The following is a 19,329-nucleotide window of genomic DNA, read 5'->3' on the forward strand; positions in this document are numbered from 1 at the left end:
GATTGTCATCGAGGCGATGTCGGCGCTGGCGCTCGGACTGCTCGCGTCGGCGGCGGTCTCCAACGCCGCACAGGCGGCCCTCGCCCTACCGATGCTCTGCTTCCCACAGGTTCTGTTCGGCGGCGCCATCGTTCCCGTCGATGCGATGGCCACCCCTGGACGCCTGATCAGCCTCGGTCTGGCCAACCGCCACGCGTTCGAAGCATTGGGTCGCGATCTAAATCTCGACCGGTACACCGCCACTCTGCCTGCCATGTCCGTCTACCGCGACACCTTCGACGGAGGGACGGGACAGAGCCTCATAACGCTCGCCGTCGTCACCATCGTCCTGCTGCTTGCGACCGTCTGGGTACTCGACCGGCGGTCCGCGCCCGGCGCATTCCGGCGATGACGGCCAGTCAAACCGACCCTTACACTGGCGTGGGCAACTACCCGGTACCGCCGTTCCCAGGCTGGGCCCACACCGAAGGCAGGGGAGGACGTATGACCGTCGCAGAGCAGTCGGCCGAAGGCACCACCCAGAAGGCCCCAGGCGGTAGGAGCGAAGCGACGGGGGGGAAGGCACCCGTCCACACGCGCGCGCTCATCATCGGGACCGGTTTCTCCGGACTCGGAATGGGCATTGCGTTGCAGAAGCAGGGCGTGGACTTCCTGATACTGGAGAAAGCCGGCGACGTCGGCGGCACGTGGCGAGACAACTCCTACCCGGGATGCGCGTGTGACGTCCCGTCGCACCTGTACTCGTTCTCGTTCGAGCCGAAGGCGACCTGGAGCAAGTTGTTCTCCCCGCAGCCCGAGATCTGGGACTACCTGAAGGGCGTCACCGAGAAGTACGGGCTGCGCCGCTACATCCGGTTCGACTCGCTCGTCGACCGTGCGCACTGGGACGACTCCGAGTACCGCTGGCACGTTTTCACCACCGACGGTCAGGAGTACGTCGCCCAGTTCCTGATATCCGGAGCCGGCGCGCTGCACATTCCGTTGATCCCTGATATCGACGGCAAGGACGAATTCGGCGGCGCCTCTTTCCATTCCGCCGAGTGGGACGACAGCGTCGACCTCACCGGGAAGCGGGTCGCGGTGATCGGAACCGGTGCCAGCGCCATCCAGATCGTGCCGTCGATCGTCAAGGACGTGGACGAACTGCAGCTCTACCAGCGCACCCCACCGTGGGTCGTGCCAAGGCCCAACAAGCCGTTCCCGGAAGGCCTCAAGCGCGCGTTCGCCTACGTTCCCGGGCTGCGACTGGCGGTGCGCAGCGGCATCTACTGGTTCCTCGAGGGCCTCGGATTCGCGATGACGCGACGGCCCGCGCTGCTGCGTGCGGTGCAACTTGTCGCGAAGTTGAACATCAGGCGCTCCGTGAAAGACAAGGAGCTCCGCCGCAGGCTGACGCCGACTTATCGGGCTGGCTGCAAGCGAATCCTGTACTCGCCCAACTATTATCAGGGCGTCGCTAACCCGAAGTGCCACCTGATCACCGACCGGATCAGCCGCATCACGCCCGATTCGATCGTCACCGCCGACGGCACAGAGCGCGCGGTGGACGTCATCGTCTACGCCACCGGATTCCACGTCACCGACTCCTACACCTACGTCGACATCAAGGGTTCAGGCGGGGAGGACCTGGTGGATCGGTGGAACCGCGAGGGCGTGGTGGCACACCGCGGCGTCGCCGTCGCCGACATGCCGAACCTGTTCTTTCTGCTCGGCCCGAACACCGGACTGGGGCACACCTCCGTCGTGTTCATGATCGAGGCGCAGGTCCGCTATGTGGCCCAGGCGATCTCCGAGGTGGACCGCTACGACGCGCAGGCTCTTGCGCCGACGCGCAGCGCGCAGGACCGGGACAACGCCGAACTGCAGACCGAACTCGGCCGCACCGTGTGGAACACGGGCGGCTGCCGTAGCTGGTATCTGGATGAGCACGGCGTCAACCGGGCGCTGTGGAGCGGGATGACCTGGGAGTACTGGCGCGACATGCGCAAGCTGAAGCCGTCCGAGTACAAATTTCTCGGGGTCGGCCAGCGCGTTGCTGCCTGAGGAGCATGCGACACGCCAGACACATCATCTTGTGTTGCCGCTTTAAGGCCAACCCCAGGGGTAGTGTCGGTGGCAGGTTGTACAACGGCTATAGACAGTCAAACTGCAGGTGAAATGGGGTTGTCGTGGGTGATGGCGTGAAGCTGATTGACCGTGTCTCGGCCATTAACTGGAACCGCTTGCAGGACGAGAAGGACGCCGAGGTGTGGGACCGGCTGACCGGCAACTTCTGGTTGCCCGAGAAGGTGCCGGTGTCCAACGACATCCCGTCCTGGGAAACGCTGAACGCTCACGAGAAGCAGCTGACCATGCGGGTCTTCACCGGCCTGACGCTGCTGGACACCATCCAGGGCACGGTGGGCGCGGTCAGCCTCATCCCCGACGCGCTGACCCCGCACGAGGAAGCCGTCTACACGAACATCGCGTTCATGGAATCCGTGCACGCCAAGAGTTACAGCAACATTTTCTCCACGCTGTGCTCGACGGTCGAGATCGACGAGGCGTTCCGCTGGTCGGAGGAGAACCCGAACCTGCAGCGCAAGGCGGAGATCGTCATGCAGTACTACAAGGGCGACGACCCGTTGAAGCGCAAGGTGGCCTCCACGCTCCTGGAGAGCTTTCTGTTCTACTCCGGGTTCTATCTGCCGATGTACTGGTCCAGCCGCGCCAAGCTGACCAACACCGCCGACATGATCCGGCTGATCATTCGCGACGAGGCCGTGCACGGCTACTACATCGGCTACAAGTACCAGCGTGGGCTCGCGTTGGAGGACGCCGCCAGGCAGGCCGAGCTCAAGGACTACACCTACGAGTTGCTGTTCGAGCTCTACGACAACGAGGTGGAGTACACCCAGGATCTCTATGACGAGGTCGGGCTCACCGAGGACGTCAAGAAGTTCTTGCGCTACAACGCGAACAAGGCGTTGATGAACCTCGGCTACGAGGCGCTGTTCCCGCGCGACGAGACCGACGTGAACCCGGCGATACTGTCGGCGCTGAGCCCCAACGCCGACGAGAACCACGACTTCTTCTCGGGTTCAGGCTCGTCGTATGTCATCGGCAAGGCCGTCAACACCGAAGACGAGGACTGGGACTTCTAGAAGGCCTGCAGCTCGGATTCCGGCCGGCGTCGAAGACATCGGCTTTCGCTGCGGCGAGGGTTGAGGTTGCTTCACAGTAGACCGAGACCCGGGATCGGCAGGAGAGCGCCATGACAGCCTCACTCACCCGCAGCGACCACACCGCCTCCCTGTTCGACGGCGAGGTCGTCGAGGAGAACGACTTCGGCTCGATGCGCCGCGTCACCGCCGACAACCTGCCGATCCTCAAGCGGCTGTCCATTAAGCGGGTGCTGCTCAACCCGGGTGCGATGCGGACGCCGCACTGGCACGCCAACGCCAACGAGCTGACCTACTGCGTGTCCGGCACCGCACTTGTCTCGGTCCTCGACGACCACAGCCGGTTTTCGAACTTCGTCGTGACCGCCGGCCAGATGTTCCACATCGACTCCGGCGCACTGCATCACATCGAGAACATCGGCACCGACGTCGCCGAGTTCGTCATCACCTTCCGCAACGAACGCCCCGAGGACTTCGGGCTTGGTGCGACGTTCGGCGCCTTCACCGACGCCGTGCTCGGCAACACCTACGACCTGCCGGGCATCCGACATGTCGAAGATCCGGCGCACCACCGCTGACCACAAGTTGGCGGCCCGCGTCGGCGACCCGGACGTTTCGTCGACGGCGTACTTGAACAATCCGCACAAGTTCGACGTCGAAGGCCAGCCCGCGGGACTGACCTACGCATACGGCAACGCGCGCTTCGCGCGCGATCAATTCTGGCCGGCGCTGAAGAACATTTCGATGTACTCGCTGCGTGTCGCCGAAAACGGTATGCGCGAACCACATTGGCACCCTGTGACCGCCGAGATGGGCTACGTGCACCACGGAGATGCGCGGATGACCATCATGAATCCCGATCGGACGCTGGACAGCTGGAACATGACGACGGGCGACATGTACTTCATCCCACGGGCCTACCCGCACCACATCGAGAACATCGGCACCGACGAGTGGCACCTCCTGATCTTCTTCGACCAGCCGTTCCCCGCCGACATCGGGTACCGCGCCTCGGCGAGCGCCTACTCGCGCGAGGTGCTCGCGGCGACGTTCAACACCCACATCGACGACCTCCCGCAGTTTCCGTTCACGCCGGCAGATCCGCTGATCGTGACGCGGCTCAATCCGGTCGACGCGCACGCCGTCGGAGAATGACGAGACGAGTTAAACCGAAGCCGGGGTGGGCTCCGGTTCGGCGCGCTTTCCGCGCATGACGCCGGCCAGCAGTAGCAACAGAGCGGTCTGCGCGAGCACCCCCGGAGCCAGGGGCGGGGAGGGGCCGACTTGCTTGGTGAAGGCGTACCACCAGCGCTGGGTCGCAGACAGCGACTCCCAGGTATCGGCGAAGCGTTGGTCGAGGGGGCCGGAGTTGTAGTTGACGGCGATGTGGTCCAACACCCCGTAGACCGATGCGCCGAGCACCACCAACGCGAGCACTCTCGCCAGTAGTTGCGCTCCGCGGGTGGGCATTACGGCCAGCACCAACGCGACCGTCAACGCGGTCAGCGCGAACCACGGAACCAGCTGTTCAAGTCCGTTCCAATGATGTTCGGTGCTCAATTCGAACGCTGTGGCCGCTATCCCGATCACGGTGAGAGCAAGCAGCCCGCGCCGCACGAACGTGATCATGACCGGCGAAACCGCTTTGGAGTCTGCGGTCACGGCGTCAAAGCTGAGACAATCTTGTCGAGGGTCTCCTCGCCCGGGTTGTACTTGGCCAGGTTGTCCCGCAGCTGCTGCAGGTTCGGATCGTCCATCGGGTGGGGGCGATACTCGACGACCTCGTGAGCCCACCGCCCCGGATTGCTCACGCCTGCGGCCGCGAGCGCGGACTCGATCTCCTTGTCGGAGGCGGTATTGGCCGACACCTTGGCACCCGCGGGAGCCGCAGGGCCCGTTGCGCTGGATGCCGCCTGCGTTGTCGTCGCCTGGCTGCTGCTGTCACTTGTCGTGGTCGACCCCGCGCAGCCGGTAACGAACAGCCCCACGCCGACAACGATCACGCAGGAAAGCCTTGCCTTAGAGGTCATTTCGCGCCTTTCTCAACCGAATCGGTCAATCAAAGCACGGAAGCGGCTTGGTGAGGCCGATTTCGGCCGAGACGGCCCAACGCTAAGAAGTTTCTCAGCTATTCGCCCCAGGCGCTTAGATCGTTGCCTCCTCGGCCCGCTCGTGTGCCTCCTCCAGTACGGTGCGGCCGATGGCGGCGTATTCGTCGGGCTTGGCCGAGCGCAGCCAGAAGGCGTACACGATGCCGATGACGAATATTGCCAAGATGAGATACGGGCCGACCTTGAAGACATCCGAGTTCGCCGCGTAACCCGCTGCGAAGGCACGGTTATCCCACAGCAGCCAGACGACGTAGAACATCGCCAGTCCGCCGATCAACGGACAGATCAACGTGGTGATCACGCTGCCCTTGTGCGTCTTCTTGACCCAGAAGTACCAGATCACCGCTATCGAGCAGATCGCCTGCACGAGCAGGATCGCCGCAGTGCCGATCAGGGCCAGCAGACCATAGATGTTGACGAAGGGCACCAGTGTCGGGGTGTCGACAGGGGTGCCGTTTGCATCGGGCACCTGTACCGCAGTGAAGAAGGTGAACAGCAGCACCAGCACCAGTGTGATGATGCTCTGCACCGCCGACGCGATATATGGGGAGCCGTGCGTCGGATGGGCCGCACCGATGGTCTTCCGCACTGCGGTAGAAGGGATTTCGCGGCCGAGCGCGAAGATGTAGCGAGAGGCGGCATTGTGAAACGCCATGGCACATGCGAATGAACCGATGACAAGCAGGATCTTGTAAATGTCCAGCAACACCCCGCCGAGGTTGGCGTCCACCAGTTTGAACAGCAGATCGGGCGGGTTCGAGCTGATCGAGGACTCGACGGACGCCTTCTTGCCGTTGCCCGCTATCACCATTGCCGAGATGAACGTGTAGAACAGGCCCAGAGCGATCACCGCGATGAGCGTGGCCCGAGGGACGATCTTCTTCGGGTTGCGGGACTCCTCGCCGTAGACCGCAGTGGTTTCGAAGCCGACCCACGACCAGAACGCGAAGAACAGGCCGATCGCTGCCGAACCGGCCGCTGCGGCTGTACCGAACGCTCCTGCAGGTAGGCTCTGGAATGCGTTCAGCGGCAGCACCGTCTCGTTGAGCAGGAAGCCGTCGGGTCCGCCGCCTTTGAAGATCACCGAGAACGCGAGCGCGAGCAGGACGACCACCTCGCACGTCAGCGTCACGCTCAGGATCGCCGCCGTCAGGCTGATGTGAAAGTGACACAGCACCGCGATGACCAGGATCCCGCCGATGGCGAACCACAACCACGGAATATTCACTCCCACAATGGTGTTCACGGCATCGTTGGCGAAGTACGCAAAGCCGCCGATCAGCGAGCCCTCGAAGACGACGTAGGCGAACGTCGCAAGGGCGCCACTGGCCATACCCCACGCCTGACCGAGGCCGTGAGAGATGAAGCCGTAAAAGGCGCCGGCCGTCGTGATGTACTTGGCCATCGCGACGTAACCGATCGCGAAGAGCGTCAGGATGATCGTCGCGAAGAGAAATCCTGCCGGGGCACCAAGACCGTTTCCGAAGCCCACCGCTATAGGGGTGTTGCTCGTCATCGCCGTGATCGGCGCGGCGTTGGCGACGGCCATGAACAGGACGGCGATGATGCCGATCGCGCCCTTCTTCAGGCCGGCAGGCGCCGGTTCGAGGTCTCCCTGCGTGGGTGCGGATTCAGTCGTCATCGCGGCTCTCCCGTTCGGATCGCAGTGCAAGGGAGCCGCGACGTCGCAGTTCCCGCAGTGAGCGTGGCACTGCTGGGCTCTTTCGACAACTCGAATGGGAAGAAATTTTCAGCACATCCCTGTCCGCGAGACTGCAGGGAGATCGCGATTCGATGGTCCGGGGCGATCCGTGCGCAGTTTCGGCGATAGCGAGTGCCTAGTCTGACGCTATTCTTCGGCGCTGCCCTTGGCCTCGTCGGCCTCGTCGACGTCGGCGGGCTGTTCAACGGCCTCGTCGTCGGCCGAGTCTTCGTCTGCGGTCTCGACCTTTACTTCGTCTGCGGATTCCTCTTGTGCACCGACGGTCGCGCCTTCGTCGGTCGGCTCCGCCGATGCGGCGTCGCCGTCCTCGTTCTCGTCCCCGTCGCCCGAAGGTTCTTCAAACGGCGAGTCGCCGTTGGCGCCACCGGTCGGCACCGGCAAGGTCGGCTCCGCCAGCGGCGGGTCGGCGAGGGCGACCGCAGAGGCAGCCCCGGAGGAAGCCAGTGCCGCCGCGGTCGGACGCGACGGGTCGTGCACCGGCTTCTGCCACGTCGGCGCGCCGACGACCGTTCCGAAGGCGAGCGATTCATCCAACTGCTCGGGGACCGCCTCGGTCGCCTTGCGCTCGTCCTCGAGCGTGATCTCGCCGAGGCCGATCCGCTCTTGCAGCCGTTTCATCCACCGCGGCGCCCACCAGCAGTCGTTGCCGAGCAGCTTCATGACCGACGGCACCAGGAACATCCGGACAACGGTCGCGTCGAGCAGCAGCGCGGTGATGAGGCCGATCGCCAGGTACTGCATCATCACCAGATCCGAGAAGGCGAACGCGCCGCCGACCACGACAAGAACCAGTGCCGCGGCGCTGATCAGACGACCGGTGCTGGCGGTGCCGGTGCGGATGGCCTCCTCGGTGGTCATTCCGCGAGCACGGGCCTCCACCATGCGGGATACCAGGAAGACCTCGTAATCGGTTGACAAGCCGAAGATCACGGCGATGATCAGCCCGATCACCGGAGCTGTCAACGGAGTCGGCGTGAAGTTGAGCCAACTGGAGAAGTGGCCATCGATGAATATCCACGTCAGCACGCCCAGCGTCGAGCACAGCGTCAAGGCGTTCATGAGCGCGGCCTTGATCGGCAACACCAGCGATCCGAACGCCAGGAACATCAGGATCGTGGTCATGGAGACCGCAATCAGAACCATCTGCGGCAGCTTCGCGGAAATCGTTGCGACGCTGTCCTGTTCGAGCGCGGGTGTGCCGCCCACCAACAAGTTCAGATCATGCGGCTTCGGAAGCGCCCTCAGAGCAACGACTTTCGCCTTGGCGTCCAGACGGTTGACCAGGCCGTTCTGGATGACCCGAACCGACGGATCTTTCGAGGCGCCGTCGAGGTACGGCCGCTCCCTCCACATGTTGGCCGGATCATTGTCCGGTTCAGCGAATCCCGGAATGCCGAGCGCTTCACTGCGGACCTGTGCGACCTCGGCGTCGGTGACCGGTCGGCCGTCGGTGCTCTGGATGACCAGCGTGATGGGCTCGACTCGGAAACCGGGGAACGTCCGGTCGAACTCCTCCTGCGCCTGGCGCACCGGGTTCGTTGGCGGCAGATATTTCTCGCTGATGCCGCCAAGGGCCAGATTGCCCAGCGGAAGTATCAGCACGATCAGACCGAGGATGATCGGGACCGCGAACAGCAGCGGACGTTTCATCACGCGGTCCGCCAGTTTTCCCCAGAAGCCGTTCTCGACCTCTGCGCTGGTCTTGGTCTTCTCCAGCTTTGCACCCAACCAGGTGATGATCCGGTTGCTGAATCGCCAGTCCCGCAGGAAAGGCACCTTCAGCAGCGTGGTCACGCTCAGGGCGTCGACCTTCGGACCCAGCATCCCCAGGATTGCCGGCAGCACGGTGATCGACAGGAGCGCCGCCAACGTGACCGAGGCGATCATCGCGTAGGTAAGGGATTTGAGGAAGCCCTGCGGAAACAGCAGCAGTCCGCCGACGGATGCCGAGATCAGCACCGACGAGAACGCGATGGTGCGCCCGGCCGTCACCACGGTGCGGCGGACCGCGGTCTCGGTGTCGTAGCCCTCGGCGATCTCCTCGCGGAAGCGACTGACCACGAACAGTCCGTAGTCGATGGCGATACCGAGGCCGATCAGCGTCACCACCGGCTGGGCGAAGTAGTGCACCGGCACGGACAGCGCCGTCAACCGCATGATGCCGAGGGCGCCCGCGATGGTCAGGCCGCCGATGATCCCGGGCAGGAACGCCGCGACCACACCGCCGAACACGAAGAACAGCAGAACCACCACCAACGGCATGGCGAGCACCTCTGCCCGCTGCTGGTCTGTGGCGATGGTCCCGGTCAGTTCGTTGGCCAGCGGCAACAACCCGGCCAACTGGATGTTGACGCCCGGGTCGGCCAGGTCCTGCTGTACCGCCTTGAAGTTCTTGAGGATGAGGTCGTCGTTGTCGCCCTTGAGCTGGATGGACATGAACGCGTGCTTCTTCGACGCGTCGGCCATATTGCGCAGCAGATCAGGCGATTTGAAGTAGCCGATGGACCGCAGAATCTGGTCCGGGTGGTCCTTTTCCGCCTTTGCGAGGTTGTTCAGGATCTTCTTGCGGAAGGCCGGGTCGTCGACGGTCTTGCCGTTGGGCGCGGTGTAGATCGCGACGATATGGCCAGAGGTGTCCCTGCCATAGTGCTTGTCACCCAGCCGCGACGCCTGTGCCGATTCGCTGCCGTCGTCGAAGAAGCCACTTTGCGTGACGTGCTCGCCGAGGCTGCTGCCGTAGATGCCACTACCGAGGCACAGCGCCACCATGACTGCCACCACGGCGAATCGGTAGCGATATACCGTTCGACCCCACCAGGCGAAAACGATTAGCCCCTAACTCGCGTGGCTCCGTGGCCGGCGTATTGACTTCTTCACTCAGTTGCATGGCTGAGATTACAAGCAGGGCAGCCCCAGGTAGCCATCGATGCGGTGCGGAACAAGCAAATCGTCGAGTGAACGGCCGGTGAATGCGTCCGAAACTGTGAGAAGGCGACGTAGCGCCGGTACCTCGCAGGCCTGACACTTAGCGGCGTGACCACTACGTCGCTGTTTCAGTCGATCCTGCGGTGGCTCCGCGCCGGGTACCCCGAAGGCGTCCCAGGGCCCGATCGCGTCCCTCTGCTCGCGCTGCTGCGTGCGACCCCCTTGACCGAAGACGAGGTCAAAGAGGTCGTGCGCAACATCACCGACGGGAATGCGGGCGCGCTGACCGACGGCGAGATCACCCGCGACGAGATCGCGGAGTTCATCTCCGACGTCACTCACCACGACGCGGGCCCCGACAACGTCCAGCGGGTCGCGGCCAGGCTGGCGGCGGCCGGTTGGCCGCTGGCTGGAGTCACCGCGGCGCAGGGGTAGCTCTAACGCAGTGACTGCGTGTCGATGACGAACCGGTACCGCACGTCACTGGACAACACGCGCTCGTAGGCCTCGTTGATGTAATCCGGTGCGATGACCTCGATTTCGGGCGCCACACCGTGCTCGGCGCAGAAGTCGAGCATCTCCTGGGTTTCGGCGATGCCGCCGATCAGCGAGCCCGCGATGCTCCGGCGACCGAAGACCAGGGCCCCGGCCGGAACGGCCATCGGATTCTCGGGCATGCCGAGTTCGACGAGGGTGCCGTCCAACTTCAGCAGGCCGAGGTAATCGGCCATGTTCAGGTTGGCCGACACCGTGTTCAGGATCAGGTCGAACTGTCCCGCCAGCTTCTCGAACGTCTCGGGGTCGCTGGTGGCGTAGTACTCGGCCGCACCGAGCCGCAGGCCGTCCTCCATCTTCTTCAGCGTCTGGCTCAGGACCGTCACTTCGGCGCCGAGCGCAACCGCGAGCTTGACGGCCAGGTGTCCGAGACCGCCGAGGCCGATGACTGCGACCTTCGTGCCGGGTCCTGCGTTCCAGTGCCGCAGCGGTGAGTACGTGGTGATGCCCGCGCACAGCAAGGGTGCGGCGGCTTCCAGCGAAATCGAATCGGGGATGCCGAGCACGTAGTCCTCGTCAACGACGATCGCGCCGCTGTAGCCGCCCTGTGTCGGCTGACCGTCGCGACCGACGCCGTTGTAGGTGCCGACCATCCCGGGGTTGTCGCAGTACTGCTCCTCGCCCGCCAGGCAGTACTCGCATTCGCGGCAGGAGTCGACGAAACAGCCGACGCCGACGCGGTCGCCGACCTTGTACTTGGTCACCTCCGAGCCGACCTCGGTGACGATGCCCGCGATCTCGTGGCCGGGAACGATGGGGTACGTCACGTCGCCCCACTCGGCCCTGACAGTGTGGATGTCGGAGTGGCAGATGCCCGCGAAGTGGATGTCGAACGCGACATCGCGCGGCCCGACGTCGCGGCGGGTGATCGTTGTCCTGGTCAGCGGTTCCGTTGCAGATGTGGCGGCGTAAGCAGATACGGCGGTCGTCATGAAATCCCTCTTCAATGCGTGCGAGAACAAGCTCAGCGGGCAGGATGGAGCGCCGCGACAATGCGGCTGTTCAGTTCAACCCCGGCCCGCCGGGTCGTAATCCCCGGCGTTGCTGTGAGGTATCTCCTAAAGTCCTGGCGCGCGGAAGGCGCCGTTGAACGAGGTTCGCTCGTAGTTCGCCGCGCCGGCTTTTGTGTAGGGATCGCGCGCGATCATGTCGTCGGCCTCTTCGATGGCGATGTCAGCGGTGATGAGCATCCCGCCGGACCCGTTGTCCTGGCGGCCGGCGAGAAGGAGGCGGCCCGCCGCGATCTCCTCTTTCAGGAACTCGAGGTGGGCCGGACGGGTCTGTTCGACGACCTCGGCCGACTGCAGATACGTCGACCTCAAGACGTGAATCACCCGACAAACCCTACTCGGCGACGGCATAGCGCTGAATCTCGAGCCTGCTCCGTTCGTGCAGAGCCGAGTTGTCGTTATCGGTGATGCCGAGTACCCGCATGCATGCGTCTGCCACGTGGAACGGCAGGCTGGAGCGTTCGGGACCCGGTGCCACCGACCACATGTTGACCAGCGATTCGACCAGATGGAACGGCAGGTCCGCGGCCGCCTCGTTGACACCGGTCTGTTCAACGATGGAGTGACTGTGCGCCAGATAATGCAGCCGAAGCCGCTCGCGCTGAGACCAGAACGGCTCCAGGCGGGCGTCGCGTAACTCGGGAAGCAGGTATAGGGCCCCGAGGTTCCACCGGCCGCTGAGCAGCCGGTCACCGTCGAAGGCGGCCAGCGCATGAAGGTACTCGGCGGCAGTCAGCGCCGGGTCGTTGTCCAACAGGTCGCTGATGAACGACAGCGTGGGGGCGACGGTCTGGCTGAGCAGCGCGCACAGAATGTCGTCCTTGGTGTTGAAGTAGTGATACAGCGACGCCTGCCGTATGCCCACCGACTCCGCGATGCTTCTTGTGGACGTGCCGGCGTACCCCAGGGTTGTGAACAGTTCGCCGGCGGCGTCGAGGATTTCGTCACGCGCATTCATCCCCGGACGCCGCTGCGTGTGCAGGCGCGGTCGCCCGGCCCTTGCGAGCGGCATGGTCCCATCGTGGACCACAAACGAGCCCTAGCGGCGAAACCACGGGTTTCTGTCACATGACAGAAACCCGGGACACGCATCGGTTACCTACGTCGCCATTTTGGTTACGCCAAGGACACCCAGCACGACAGCGGCAGCGGAAAACTGTCAGGTGACAGGCAAGCACGTTGTTGTGCCGCTATGCCGAGACCTTGATTTCGACACCGGGAGTTGTCCGTTGGGCATCGCGATATCCGAAGCCGACGCGCGCACAGCAGTTGCCGGAGTGCCGCCGACAGCGGATCCTGTGGCAACCGTCGGCGATCTCCGCGTGACGTTCCGGCGCAACGGACGCGATGTGCACGCGCTGCGCGGCGTCTCGTTGTCGATAGCGGCAGGCGAAATCCTGGGACTGGTGGGCGAATCGGGTTCCGGCAAAAGCGTATTGGGATTCAGCGTCCTCGGGCTTCTTCCTGCGGCTGCCCACATCGAAGGCGCGGTATGCGTCTCCGGCGCAGACATGGTGCGCGGCGGCGCGAAGGCGCTGCGCAAGGTGCGTGCGCTCGATCTCGGCGCGGTGTTTCAGGACCCGATGTCCTCGCTCAACCCGACGATGCGGATCGGCAAGCAGGTCGCCGAGGCGGCGGGCTCTGACGCGGAAGCTTTGCGACTGCTCACCGCCGTCGGCATCCCGGAGCCCAAGCGCAGGATGCGGGCGTACCCGCACGAACTGTCCGGTGGCCTGCGGCAGCGTGTCATGATCGCCATCGCAGTCGCGGGTGACCCGGAACTCATCATCGCCGACGAGCCCACCACCGCGCTGGACGTAACGGTGCAGGCCCAAGTGCTTAGGCTGCTGCGGCGACTGCGTGACGAAATCGGCTGCAGCATCCTGTTGATCACCCACGACCTCGGCGTGGCTGCGCAGATCTCCGACCGCATCGCGGTTTTGTATGCCGGCCGGATCGCCGAGATCGGTCCCACGGCGGCCGTGCTGCAAACCCCCGCCCACCCGTACACACACGGACTCTTGCGCTCGCGCCTCACGCTCGACACCCACCGAGACCGCCAGCTGGCGGCCCTGGCAGGGACGGTCCCCAGCCCGGTGACGCCGCTGCCGGGCTGTGCGTTCGCGCCGCGGTGCGCGCTTGCCGCCGAGGACTGCTCGAAGACACCGCCCGATCCGATCGCTGTTGCGGCCGATCGGGTGAGCGCATGCATCTTTGGGCTCGACAAGGTTGCCGGCGAGATGGGCACGAAGTCGACGAACATCAGCCAACCGTTTCCCGAACAGGCCGCCGACCACGACGAGGAGCCCCCTTCGGTGGTCATGCGCGATGTCACCAAGACGTTTTCGGTGGCCAAGCGCTGGTTCAGCCGCTCGACGGGCAACCACGGCAAACTGCAAGCGCTGCGCGGCGTTTCGCTGCGTGTGGGTCATGGCGAATCGGTCGCGCTGGTCGGCGAGAGCGGCTCGGGCAAGTCGACGCTGCTGCGGATCATCGCGGGTCTGGAGAAGCCCACGTGGGGGTCGGTTCAGCTGGCGGGCGAGCAGCGCCCGCAGATGGTCTTCCAGGATGCAGGGGCATCGCTGACGCCGTGGATGTCGGTGGGGGAGCTCATCGCCGAACGGCTCCGCGGCAGCGGGGTGGCGCGCGCCGCGCGACGCGACGCCGTTGCCGAGGTGCTCGAGCGTGTCGGTCTGTCTCCGGATATCGCGAAGTCGCGGGCCGGCCAGCTGTCCGGCGGCCAGCGGCAACGGGTGTCGTTGGCCCGCGCGACCGTCGTGCCGCCGTCGGTGCTGCTGTGCGACGAACCCACCAGCGCGCTCGATGTTTCGCTGGCGGCGTCGGTACTCAACCTCATCGGGGACCTGAGGCGCAGCCTGGACATGTCCGTGGTATTCGTCACGCACGACCTTTCGGTCGCCCGTGTGGTGGCCGACCGGATCGCCGTGATGTACCTCGGCCGCATCGTCGAGATCGGTCCTGCTGAACAGGTCATCGGCGCGCCGACGCATCCCTACACACGGGCGCTCGTCGACTCGATCCCCGACCTCGGCCGCGAATCCCGGGTGCTGGCAGGCGAACCCGCCAGTCCGCTGTCGCCGCCGACGGGCTGCCCGTTTCACCCGCGCTGCCCGGACGCGGTCGACACCTGCAGTGACGTCAAGCTCGACGTCCGGTTGGAAGGCACTCCCGGCAACCCGCACCAGGTGGCCTGCATCGAACAGAAGGTGGGCTGATGGCCGTCGCACTACCCGCCCCACCGCTGGCACGTGAGCGTGCGCGCCCGCTGTCGATGCCGCGGTTCGGGTCGGACACGGTCAACTGGATCGGCTTCTCGCTCGTCATCGTCGTCACGGTGATCGCGGTCGCGGTGCCGGTGCTGGCGCCACACGATCCGCTGCTGCCCGTCGGGATGCCCCTGCAGGCGCCCGGCAAGGGCGGTTTCCTGCTCGGCACCGACAGTGTCGGTCGCGACATCCTCTCCCGGGTCCTGTTCGGTGTGCGGTCCAGTTGGTTCGCCGCTCTCGTCGTGGTGGCTGTCGGACTGTTCATCGGCGGACTGGTCGGAGTGATCGCGGGCACGGCGGGCGGGTGGTTGGACTCGTTGCTGATGCGGATCACCGACGGGTTTCTGTCGCTGCCCGCACCGGTGCTCGCGATCGCGGTGGTCGCCGCACTCGGACCCAGCTTCGCGCACACGCTGATCGCCGTGTCGATCGTGTGGTGGCCGTTCTACGCCCGGCTGGTGCGCGGTGAGGTGGCCCGACTGGCCGCGCGCCCGCACGTCGAGGCGGCGAAACTCGCTGGAGTCAGCCACATTCGGCTAGCCGGCCGTCATCTTCTGCCGGGGGCGGTCCCGAACGCCTTGGTGGCCGCAAGCCTCGATCTCGGCACGTTGATCCTGACCTTGGCGGCGCTGTCGTTCCTTGGTCTCGGGCAGTCCCAACCCGCGCCTGAACTGGGCGCCGACTCGGCGCGCAATCTCAGCTACTTCCTGCAGCAGTGGTGGGTTCCCGTGATGCCCGGTCTCGGTGTGCTGGTGCTCGCGCTGGTCGGCAACATCGCAGGCGACTGCCTGCGCAACCTGATGAAGACAAGCTAGGCAAAGGGCTGCAATGAAGGCGTTCGTGGCGACCCGCTTGGGTGCGATGGTCGCGATCTTGATCGCGCTGACCGCGGTGATGTTCCTGCTTGCGCACATCTCGCCGCTCGATCCCGTCAAGGCGCAGCTGGGCGCTCAGGCCTCTGCGGAGGCGGTGGCGCAGCGGCGCGCGGCACTCGGGCTCAATGAACCGATAGCGGTGCAGTTCTGGAACTATCTCACGGGCGCGGTGACCGGCGACCTCGGCACCTCCTACCGGACCCGCCATCCGGTTGCATCGGATCTGAGCGACTTCTTCCCCGCCACACTGGAACTCGCCCTCTACGGAATCGGTATTGCACTGCTGCTGGCTGTGGTGCTGGCCTTCAGCACGACGCTGAAGTGGCGCGGTGCGGGTGCGCTGCGGGCGATTCTGTTCACTGGGGCATCGGCACCGATGTTCCTGTTGGGGATCCTCGGGCTGATCATCTTCTATCAGAAGCTGGGCTGGGTTCCGGCCAACGGACGCATCGGCATCGCCAATCCGCCGACCGGACCGACCGGTCTGCTGACAATCGACGGCCTGCTGCACGGTCGCTTCGACGTCGTGGCCGACGCCCTGCACCACCTGATCCTGCCCGCGTTCGTCATCGCCATCGGGCCTGCGGTCGCGATCGGCAGGGTGCTGCGCAGCAGCCTGCTCGGCGACAGCGACAGCGACTACGCGCGTACCGCCCGGGCGAAGGGGCTGTCCGAGGGTCAGATCATGTCGCGACACGTGCTGCGTAACTCCGTCGGCGGTGCCTTGTCGATGACGGGCCTGCAAGTGGGCCTGATGTTCTCGGGGGTGCTGGTCGTCGAGCAGGTGTTCGGTTGGCCGGGCATCGGGCAGTACATCGCGCAGAGCATCCCGGTCGCCGACTTTCCCGCGATCGCCGGGGTCACGCTGATGCTCGGCGCGCTGTACGTGTTCATCAACACGGCAGTCGACCTGCTTCAGGCGGCAGCCGATCCACGCATCGCAGTCACAGGAGGTTAGGTGCCGAAACAGCCACTCATCGTGGGCAATCCCGTTCTGGTCGTGGTCGACATCCAAGTCGGCGGCGGCATGTCGGCAGACGACGCGGGAATTCCTGTGATGCCCGGTCACGCCGAGCGCGTCGTCCTGGCCGAGCGCCTGGTGGCCGCCGCGCGCGCGGCGCGAGTACCCGTGGTGTTCTTCCAGGAGGTGCACCGGCCCAGCGGTGTGGATTTCGGGCGCGAACTCGACGGCACCGAGGGTGTGCACTGCGTGGAAGGTCAGCCCGGCACCGACCTCGAGCCCACCCTTCGTCCCGGGCCCGGCGAGTTTCACATCGTCAAGCGCCGCTATTCCGGTTTCATCGGAACGGATTTCGAGATCGTGCTGAGCGGGCTGAAGGCATCGACACTGATCCTCGTCGGCGGTCTCACCGACGTGTGCGTGCACTACACGTTCGCCGATGCGCACCAGCGCGACTTCTATGTGCGGGTGGTCACCGACTGTGTCGGCGGCTCGTCGCAGTATCGCCATGACGCCGCGCTCGACGCGATGGAGTATCTGCAAACCGGTGCCCTGCGCACCACCGATGAGATTCTGCGTGCGTTCGCCGAACTCACAAGTCCCGCACCCGTTCTCGAAGGAGCCGCACGATGATCAAACGACTGAAGACCGTGGCCGTCGTCGGCGCAGTGGCGGCCCTCACGCTCAGCGGTTGCAGCGGTTCGGAATCCGGCGGCGGGGCGCCCAACGCGGCACCCACGGACAAGATCCTCCACCTGTCGTTCCTGCAGGACCCCGGCCAACCGCCCGATCCCGACATCTACTACGCAGGACAGGGTCTCCTCCTGACCACCAACATCTACGAGGGTTTGCTGCAATACAAGGCGGATACCGACAGGGCTGAACTGGAACCGCTCCTGGCCACCGAGTGGAAGGCGTCGCCCGACAACAAGGTGTTCACCCTGAAGTTGCGCCAGGGCGTAAAGTTCCACGACGGCACGCCGTTCACGTCGGCAGCGGTCAAGGCCTCGTTCGACCGACGGGCCGCGGTCAACCAAGGCCCCGCCTACATGGTCACGGATGTCGAATCGGTGACCACGCAGGGAGATTACGACGTCACCATCACGCTCAAGGCTCCGAACTCGGCGTTCCTCGACTATCTGGCGTGCCCCTACGGGCCTCGGATCTTGAGCCCCGAGGGTCTGAAGAAGAACGCGGGCAGCGACAACGCGCAGACCTATCTGACCAATCACGACCTAGGGACCGGCCCGTACACGCTGACGGCTGCGGAGGTGGGCTCGAAGTACGAGCTCGCCGCGTTTGCGGACTACTGGGGCGCCAAGCCCTACTTCGAGAAGGTGGAGATGCCGGTGATCACCGATGTTTCGGCGCAGCAGCTGCAGTTCAACAACGGTCAGATCGCCGCGATCATGCACGACCTGCCGTCCTCCGCGGTGGGCCAGTACCTCAACGAAACCAAGTACGCGCACTACTCGTTGCCCACGATGATGTCGAACTACCTCTACATCAACCCGCGCAAGGGGATGATGACCGACGCCAAGAATCGCAACGCCGTCATGCAGGCGGTCGACGTGGACGAACTAGTCAAGCAGACCTACTTTGGACGTGGCGAGAAGGCCGATCAGATCTATCCGTCGAACATGATGCCGCCGGAGTTCGGGAAGCAATCCGTCCCGCACGACCCCTCGGTATTGACTGCCGTGGCGGCGGGATTGCCGCCCGACCAGAAGTCCGTCACCATCGGATACGACTCTTCCAACCCGGACAACCAGTTGATCAGCAACCTGCTGCAAACGCAGCTGGCGGCCGCGGGACTCAACGCTAAGGTGCAGGCCTATCCGACGTCGGAGATCTATGGCTGGATCGGTTCCGACGCGCAGTCCGCACCGGAGATCATGGCGTATCTCGGGTGGCCAGACGCACCGTCGCCGTACACCTGGGGTCACATCTCTTGGGACGCCGACGGTGGACTGAACTTCTTCGGGTGCTCGGCACCGCCGGTCACCGCGGCGTTGGCCAAGGGCCTCCCGACCGGTTCACAAGCCGACTACTCGACGGCAGGCCTCGAAGCGGTCAAGACCGGCTGCTGGCTGAACATCGCCAACGTCAACGACTTCATGGTCGCTCAGCCGTGGCTCAAGGGTGTCGAACAGTCCCATGTCGTGACGAACCCGAACTCGCTGCGACTGGCCGCGCTCTCGGTGGGCTGATGGCGGTACTGGTGAGAAAGCGCGGCGTCCGCAGGATCATCCTGCTGACACTCGGCTGGGAGGAGCTGCCGAAATCCGTTTCGGTGTACGGCAGTTCACCCGAGCTGCGGATGAGGGAGCCCGTGCCCGGTGTACTTCTGCAGACAGACGGGGGATGGGTACTACTCGACACAGGTTTCAACACCGCGCTGATCCGCGATCCCGCACTGCGCCGACGATACTTCCCCAGCGTCGAGTACCAGCCGGTGCTGCCCGGCCCGGGAGAACCGATCGAGGAGTCGTTGGCCGACATCGGCGTCGACATCGACGACATCCACCTCGTCGGGTTGTCTCACCTGCACGTCGACCACGCCGGGGGTCTGAAGTTGTTCGCGGGCAAGGTGCCGGTGCACGCTCAGCGCCGCGAGGTCGAGTACGGTTTGTCGAATCACCCTGAGCCGGAGAGCAATGCGATCTTCCGGATGGACTTCGACGACCCGAATATCGATTGGCACTTGGCTGACGGGGAGGC

At 64.8% G+C, this 19,329-nt stretch carries 17 protein-coding genes and 1 pseudogene; 11 read left to right on the forward strand and 7 right to left on the reverse strand.

Annotated elements, in window-relative coordinates; all coding sequences use genetic code 11:
* From QOC76_RS09430 to QOC76_RS09445, 4 genes and pseudogenes are all read left to right on the forward strand, one after another.
* A partial coding sequence (locus tag QOC76_RS09430) for an ABC transporter permease (protein ID WP_526356533.1) occupies positions 1-391 on the forward strand: 391 nt, incomplete at its 5' end.
* Positions 392-483: 92 nt separating this feature from the next.
* Complete coding sequence (locus QOC76_RS09435) at positions 484-2,043, forward strand: flavin-containing monooxygenase (RefSeq protein WP_526356535.1); 1,560 nt, start codon at positions 484-486, stop codon at positions 2,041-2,043.
* Positions 2,044-2,180: 137 nt separating this feature from the next.
* Positions 2,181-3,143, forward strand: coding sequence for a class 1b ribonucleoside-diphosphate reductase subunit beta (nrdF, locus tag QOC76_RS09440; protein WP_526356537.1), 963 nt, complete (start codon positions 2,181-2,183; stop codon positions 3,141-3,143).
* 110 nt (positions 3,144-3,253) lie between these two features.
* Positions 3,254-4,316, forward strand: a pseudogene (locus tag QOC76_RS09445) (cupin domain-containing protein).
* 9 nt (positions 4,317-4,325) lie between these two features.
* Here QOC76_RS09445 and QOC76_RS09450 read toward each other — a convergent pair.
* The 4 genes from QOC76_RS09450 to QOC76_RS09465 form a co-directional block, all read right to left on the reverse strand.
* Positions 4,326-4,823, reverse strand: coding sequence for a hypothetical protein (locus QOC76_RS09450; RefSeq protein ID WP_526356539.1), 498 nt, complete (start codon positions 4,821-4,823; stop codon positions 4,326-4,328).
* Positions 4,820-5,191 (reverse strand): hypothetical protein, encoded by a 372-nt coding sequence (locus QOC76_RS09455; protein WP_526356541.1) that lies wholly within the window; start codon positions 5,189-5,191, stop codon positions 4,820-4,822. Before QOC76_RS09455 ends, QOC76_RS09450 begins: the two co-directional genes overlap by 4 nt.
* Before the next feature lie 115 nt (positions 5,192-5,306).
* Complete coding sequence (locus tag QOC76_RS09460) at positions 5,307-6,914, reverse strand: amino acid permease (protein WP_526356543.1); 1,608 nt, start codon at positions 6,912-6,914, stop codon at positions 5,307-5,309.
* A gap of 207 nt (positions 6,915-7,121) precedes the next feature.
* Entirely contained in the window at positions 7,122-9,764 is a 2,643-nt protein-coding gene (locus QOC76_RS09465) for an MMPL family transporter (protein WP_526356565.1), read from the reverse strand.
* Positions 9,765-10,028: 264 nt separating this feature from the next.
* On the opposite strand from QOC76_RS09465, the gene QOC76_RS09470 reads away from it, so the two are divergent.
* The gene (locus QOC76_RS09470; RefSeq protein WP_526356545.1) at positions 10,029-10,355 is read left to right on the forward strand and encodes a DUF3349 domain-containing protein; all 327 of its coding nucleotides are present in this window, start codon (positions 10,029-10,031) and stop codon (positions 10,353-10,355) included.
* A gap of 2 nt (positions 10,356-10,357) precedes the next feature.
* On the opposite strand, the gene QOC76_RS09475 is transcribed toward QOC76_RS09470, so the two are convergent.
* The 3 genes from QOC76_RS09475 to QOC76_RS09485 form a co-directional block, all read right to left on the reverse strand.
* Positions 10,358-11,407 carry an NAD(P)-dependent alcohol dehydrogenase gene (locus tag QOC76_RS09475; protein WP_526356547.1) on the reverse strand — a complete coding sequence of 350 codons (1,050 nt, stop codon included), beginning with the start codon at positions 11,405-11,407 and terminating at the stop codon, positions 10,358-10,360.
* 126 nt (positions 11,408-11,533) lie between these two features.
* Positions 11,534-11,809 carry a YciI family protein gene (locus QOC76_RS09480; RefSeq protein WP_526356549.1) on the reverse strand — a complete coding sequence of 92 codons (276 nt, stop codon included), beginning with the start codon at positions 11,807-11,809 and terminating at the stop codon, positions 11,534-11,536.
* Positions 11,810-11,819: 10 nt separating this feature from the next.
* The gene (locus QOC76_RS09485; protein ID WP_526356551.1) at positions 11,820-12,497 is read right to left on the reverse strand and encodes a TetR/AcrR family transcriptional regulator; all 678 of its coding nucleotides are present in this window, start codon (positions 12,495-12,497) and stop codon (positions 11,820-11,822) included.
* Between the two features lie 217 nt (positions 12,498-12,714).
* On the opposite strand from QOC76_RS09485, the gene QOC76_RS09490 reads away from it, so the two are divergent.
* The 6 genes from QOC76_RS09490 to QOC76_RS09515 all read left to right on the forward strand — a co-directional run.
* Complete coding sequence (locus tag QOC76_RS09490; RefSeq protein WP_526356553.1) at positions 12,715-14,721, forward strand: dipeptide ABC transporter ATP-binding protein; 2,007 nt, start codon at positions 12,715-12,717, stop codon at positions 14,719-14,721.
* A complete protein-coding gene (locus tag QOC76_RS09495) occupies positions 14,721-15,587 on the forward strand; it encodes an ABC transporter permease (RefSeq protein ID WP_526356555.1) in 867 nt (288 codons plus the stop codon). Before QOC76_RS09490 ends, QOC76_RS09495 begins: the two co-directional genes overlap by 1 nt.
* A 13-nt stretch (positions 15,588-15,600) precedes the next feature.
* Positions 15,601-16,605, forward strand: a complete 1,005-nt coding sequence (locus QOC76_RS09500) for an ABC transporter permease (RefSeq protein ID WP_526356557.1) — start codon at positions 15,601-15,603, stop codon at positions 16,603-16,605.
* Positions 16,606-17,241, forward strand: coding sequence for a cysteine hydrolase family protein (locus tag QOC76_RS09505; protein WP_526356559.1), 636 nt, complete (start codon positions 16,606-16,608; stop codon positions 17,239-17,241). It abuts the gene before it with no gap.
* Positions 17,238-18,818: an ABC transporter substrate-binding protein gene (locus QOC76_RS09510; protein ID WP_526356561.1), complete on the forward strand. Its 1,581-nt coding sequence runs from the start codon at positions 17,238-17,240 to the stop codon at positions 18,816-18,818. Before QOC76_RS09505 ends, QOC76_RS09510 begins: the two co-directional genes overlap by 4 nt.
* Positions 18,818-19,329, forward strand: a 512-nt coding sequence (locus QOC76_RS09515) for an MBL fold metallo-hydrolase (RefSeq protein ID WP_526356563.1), incomplete at its 3' end; no start/stop codon positions are given. The genes QOC76_RS09510 and QOC76_RS09515, both read left to right, overlap by 1 nt.

The sequence above is a fragment of the Mycobacterium sp. genome (assembly GCF_032159565.1).
Lineage (GTDB): Bacteria > Actinomycetota > Actinomycetes > Mycobacteriales > Mycobacteriaceae > Mycobacterium.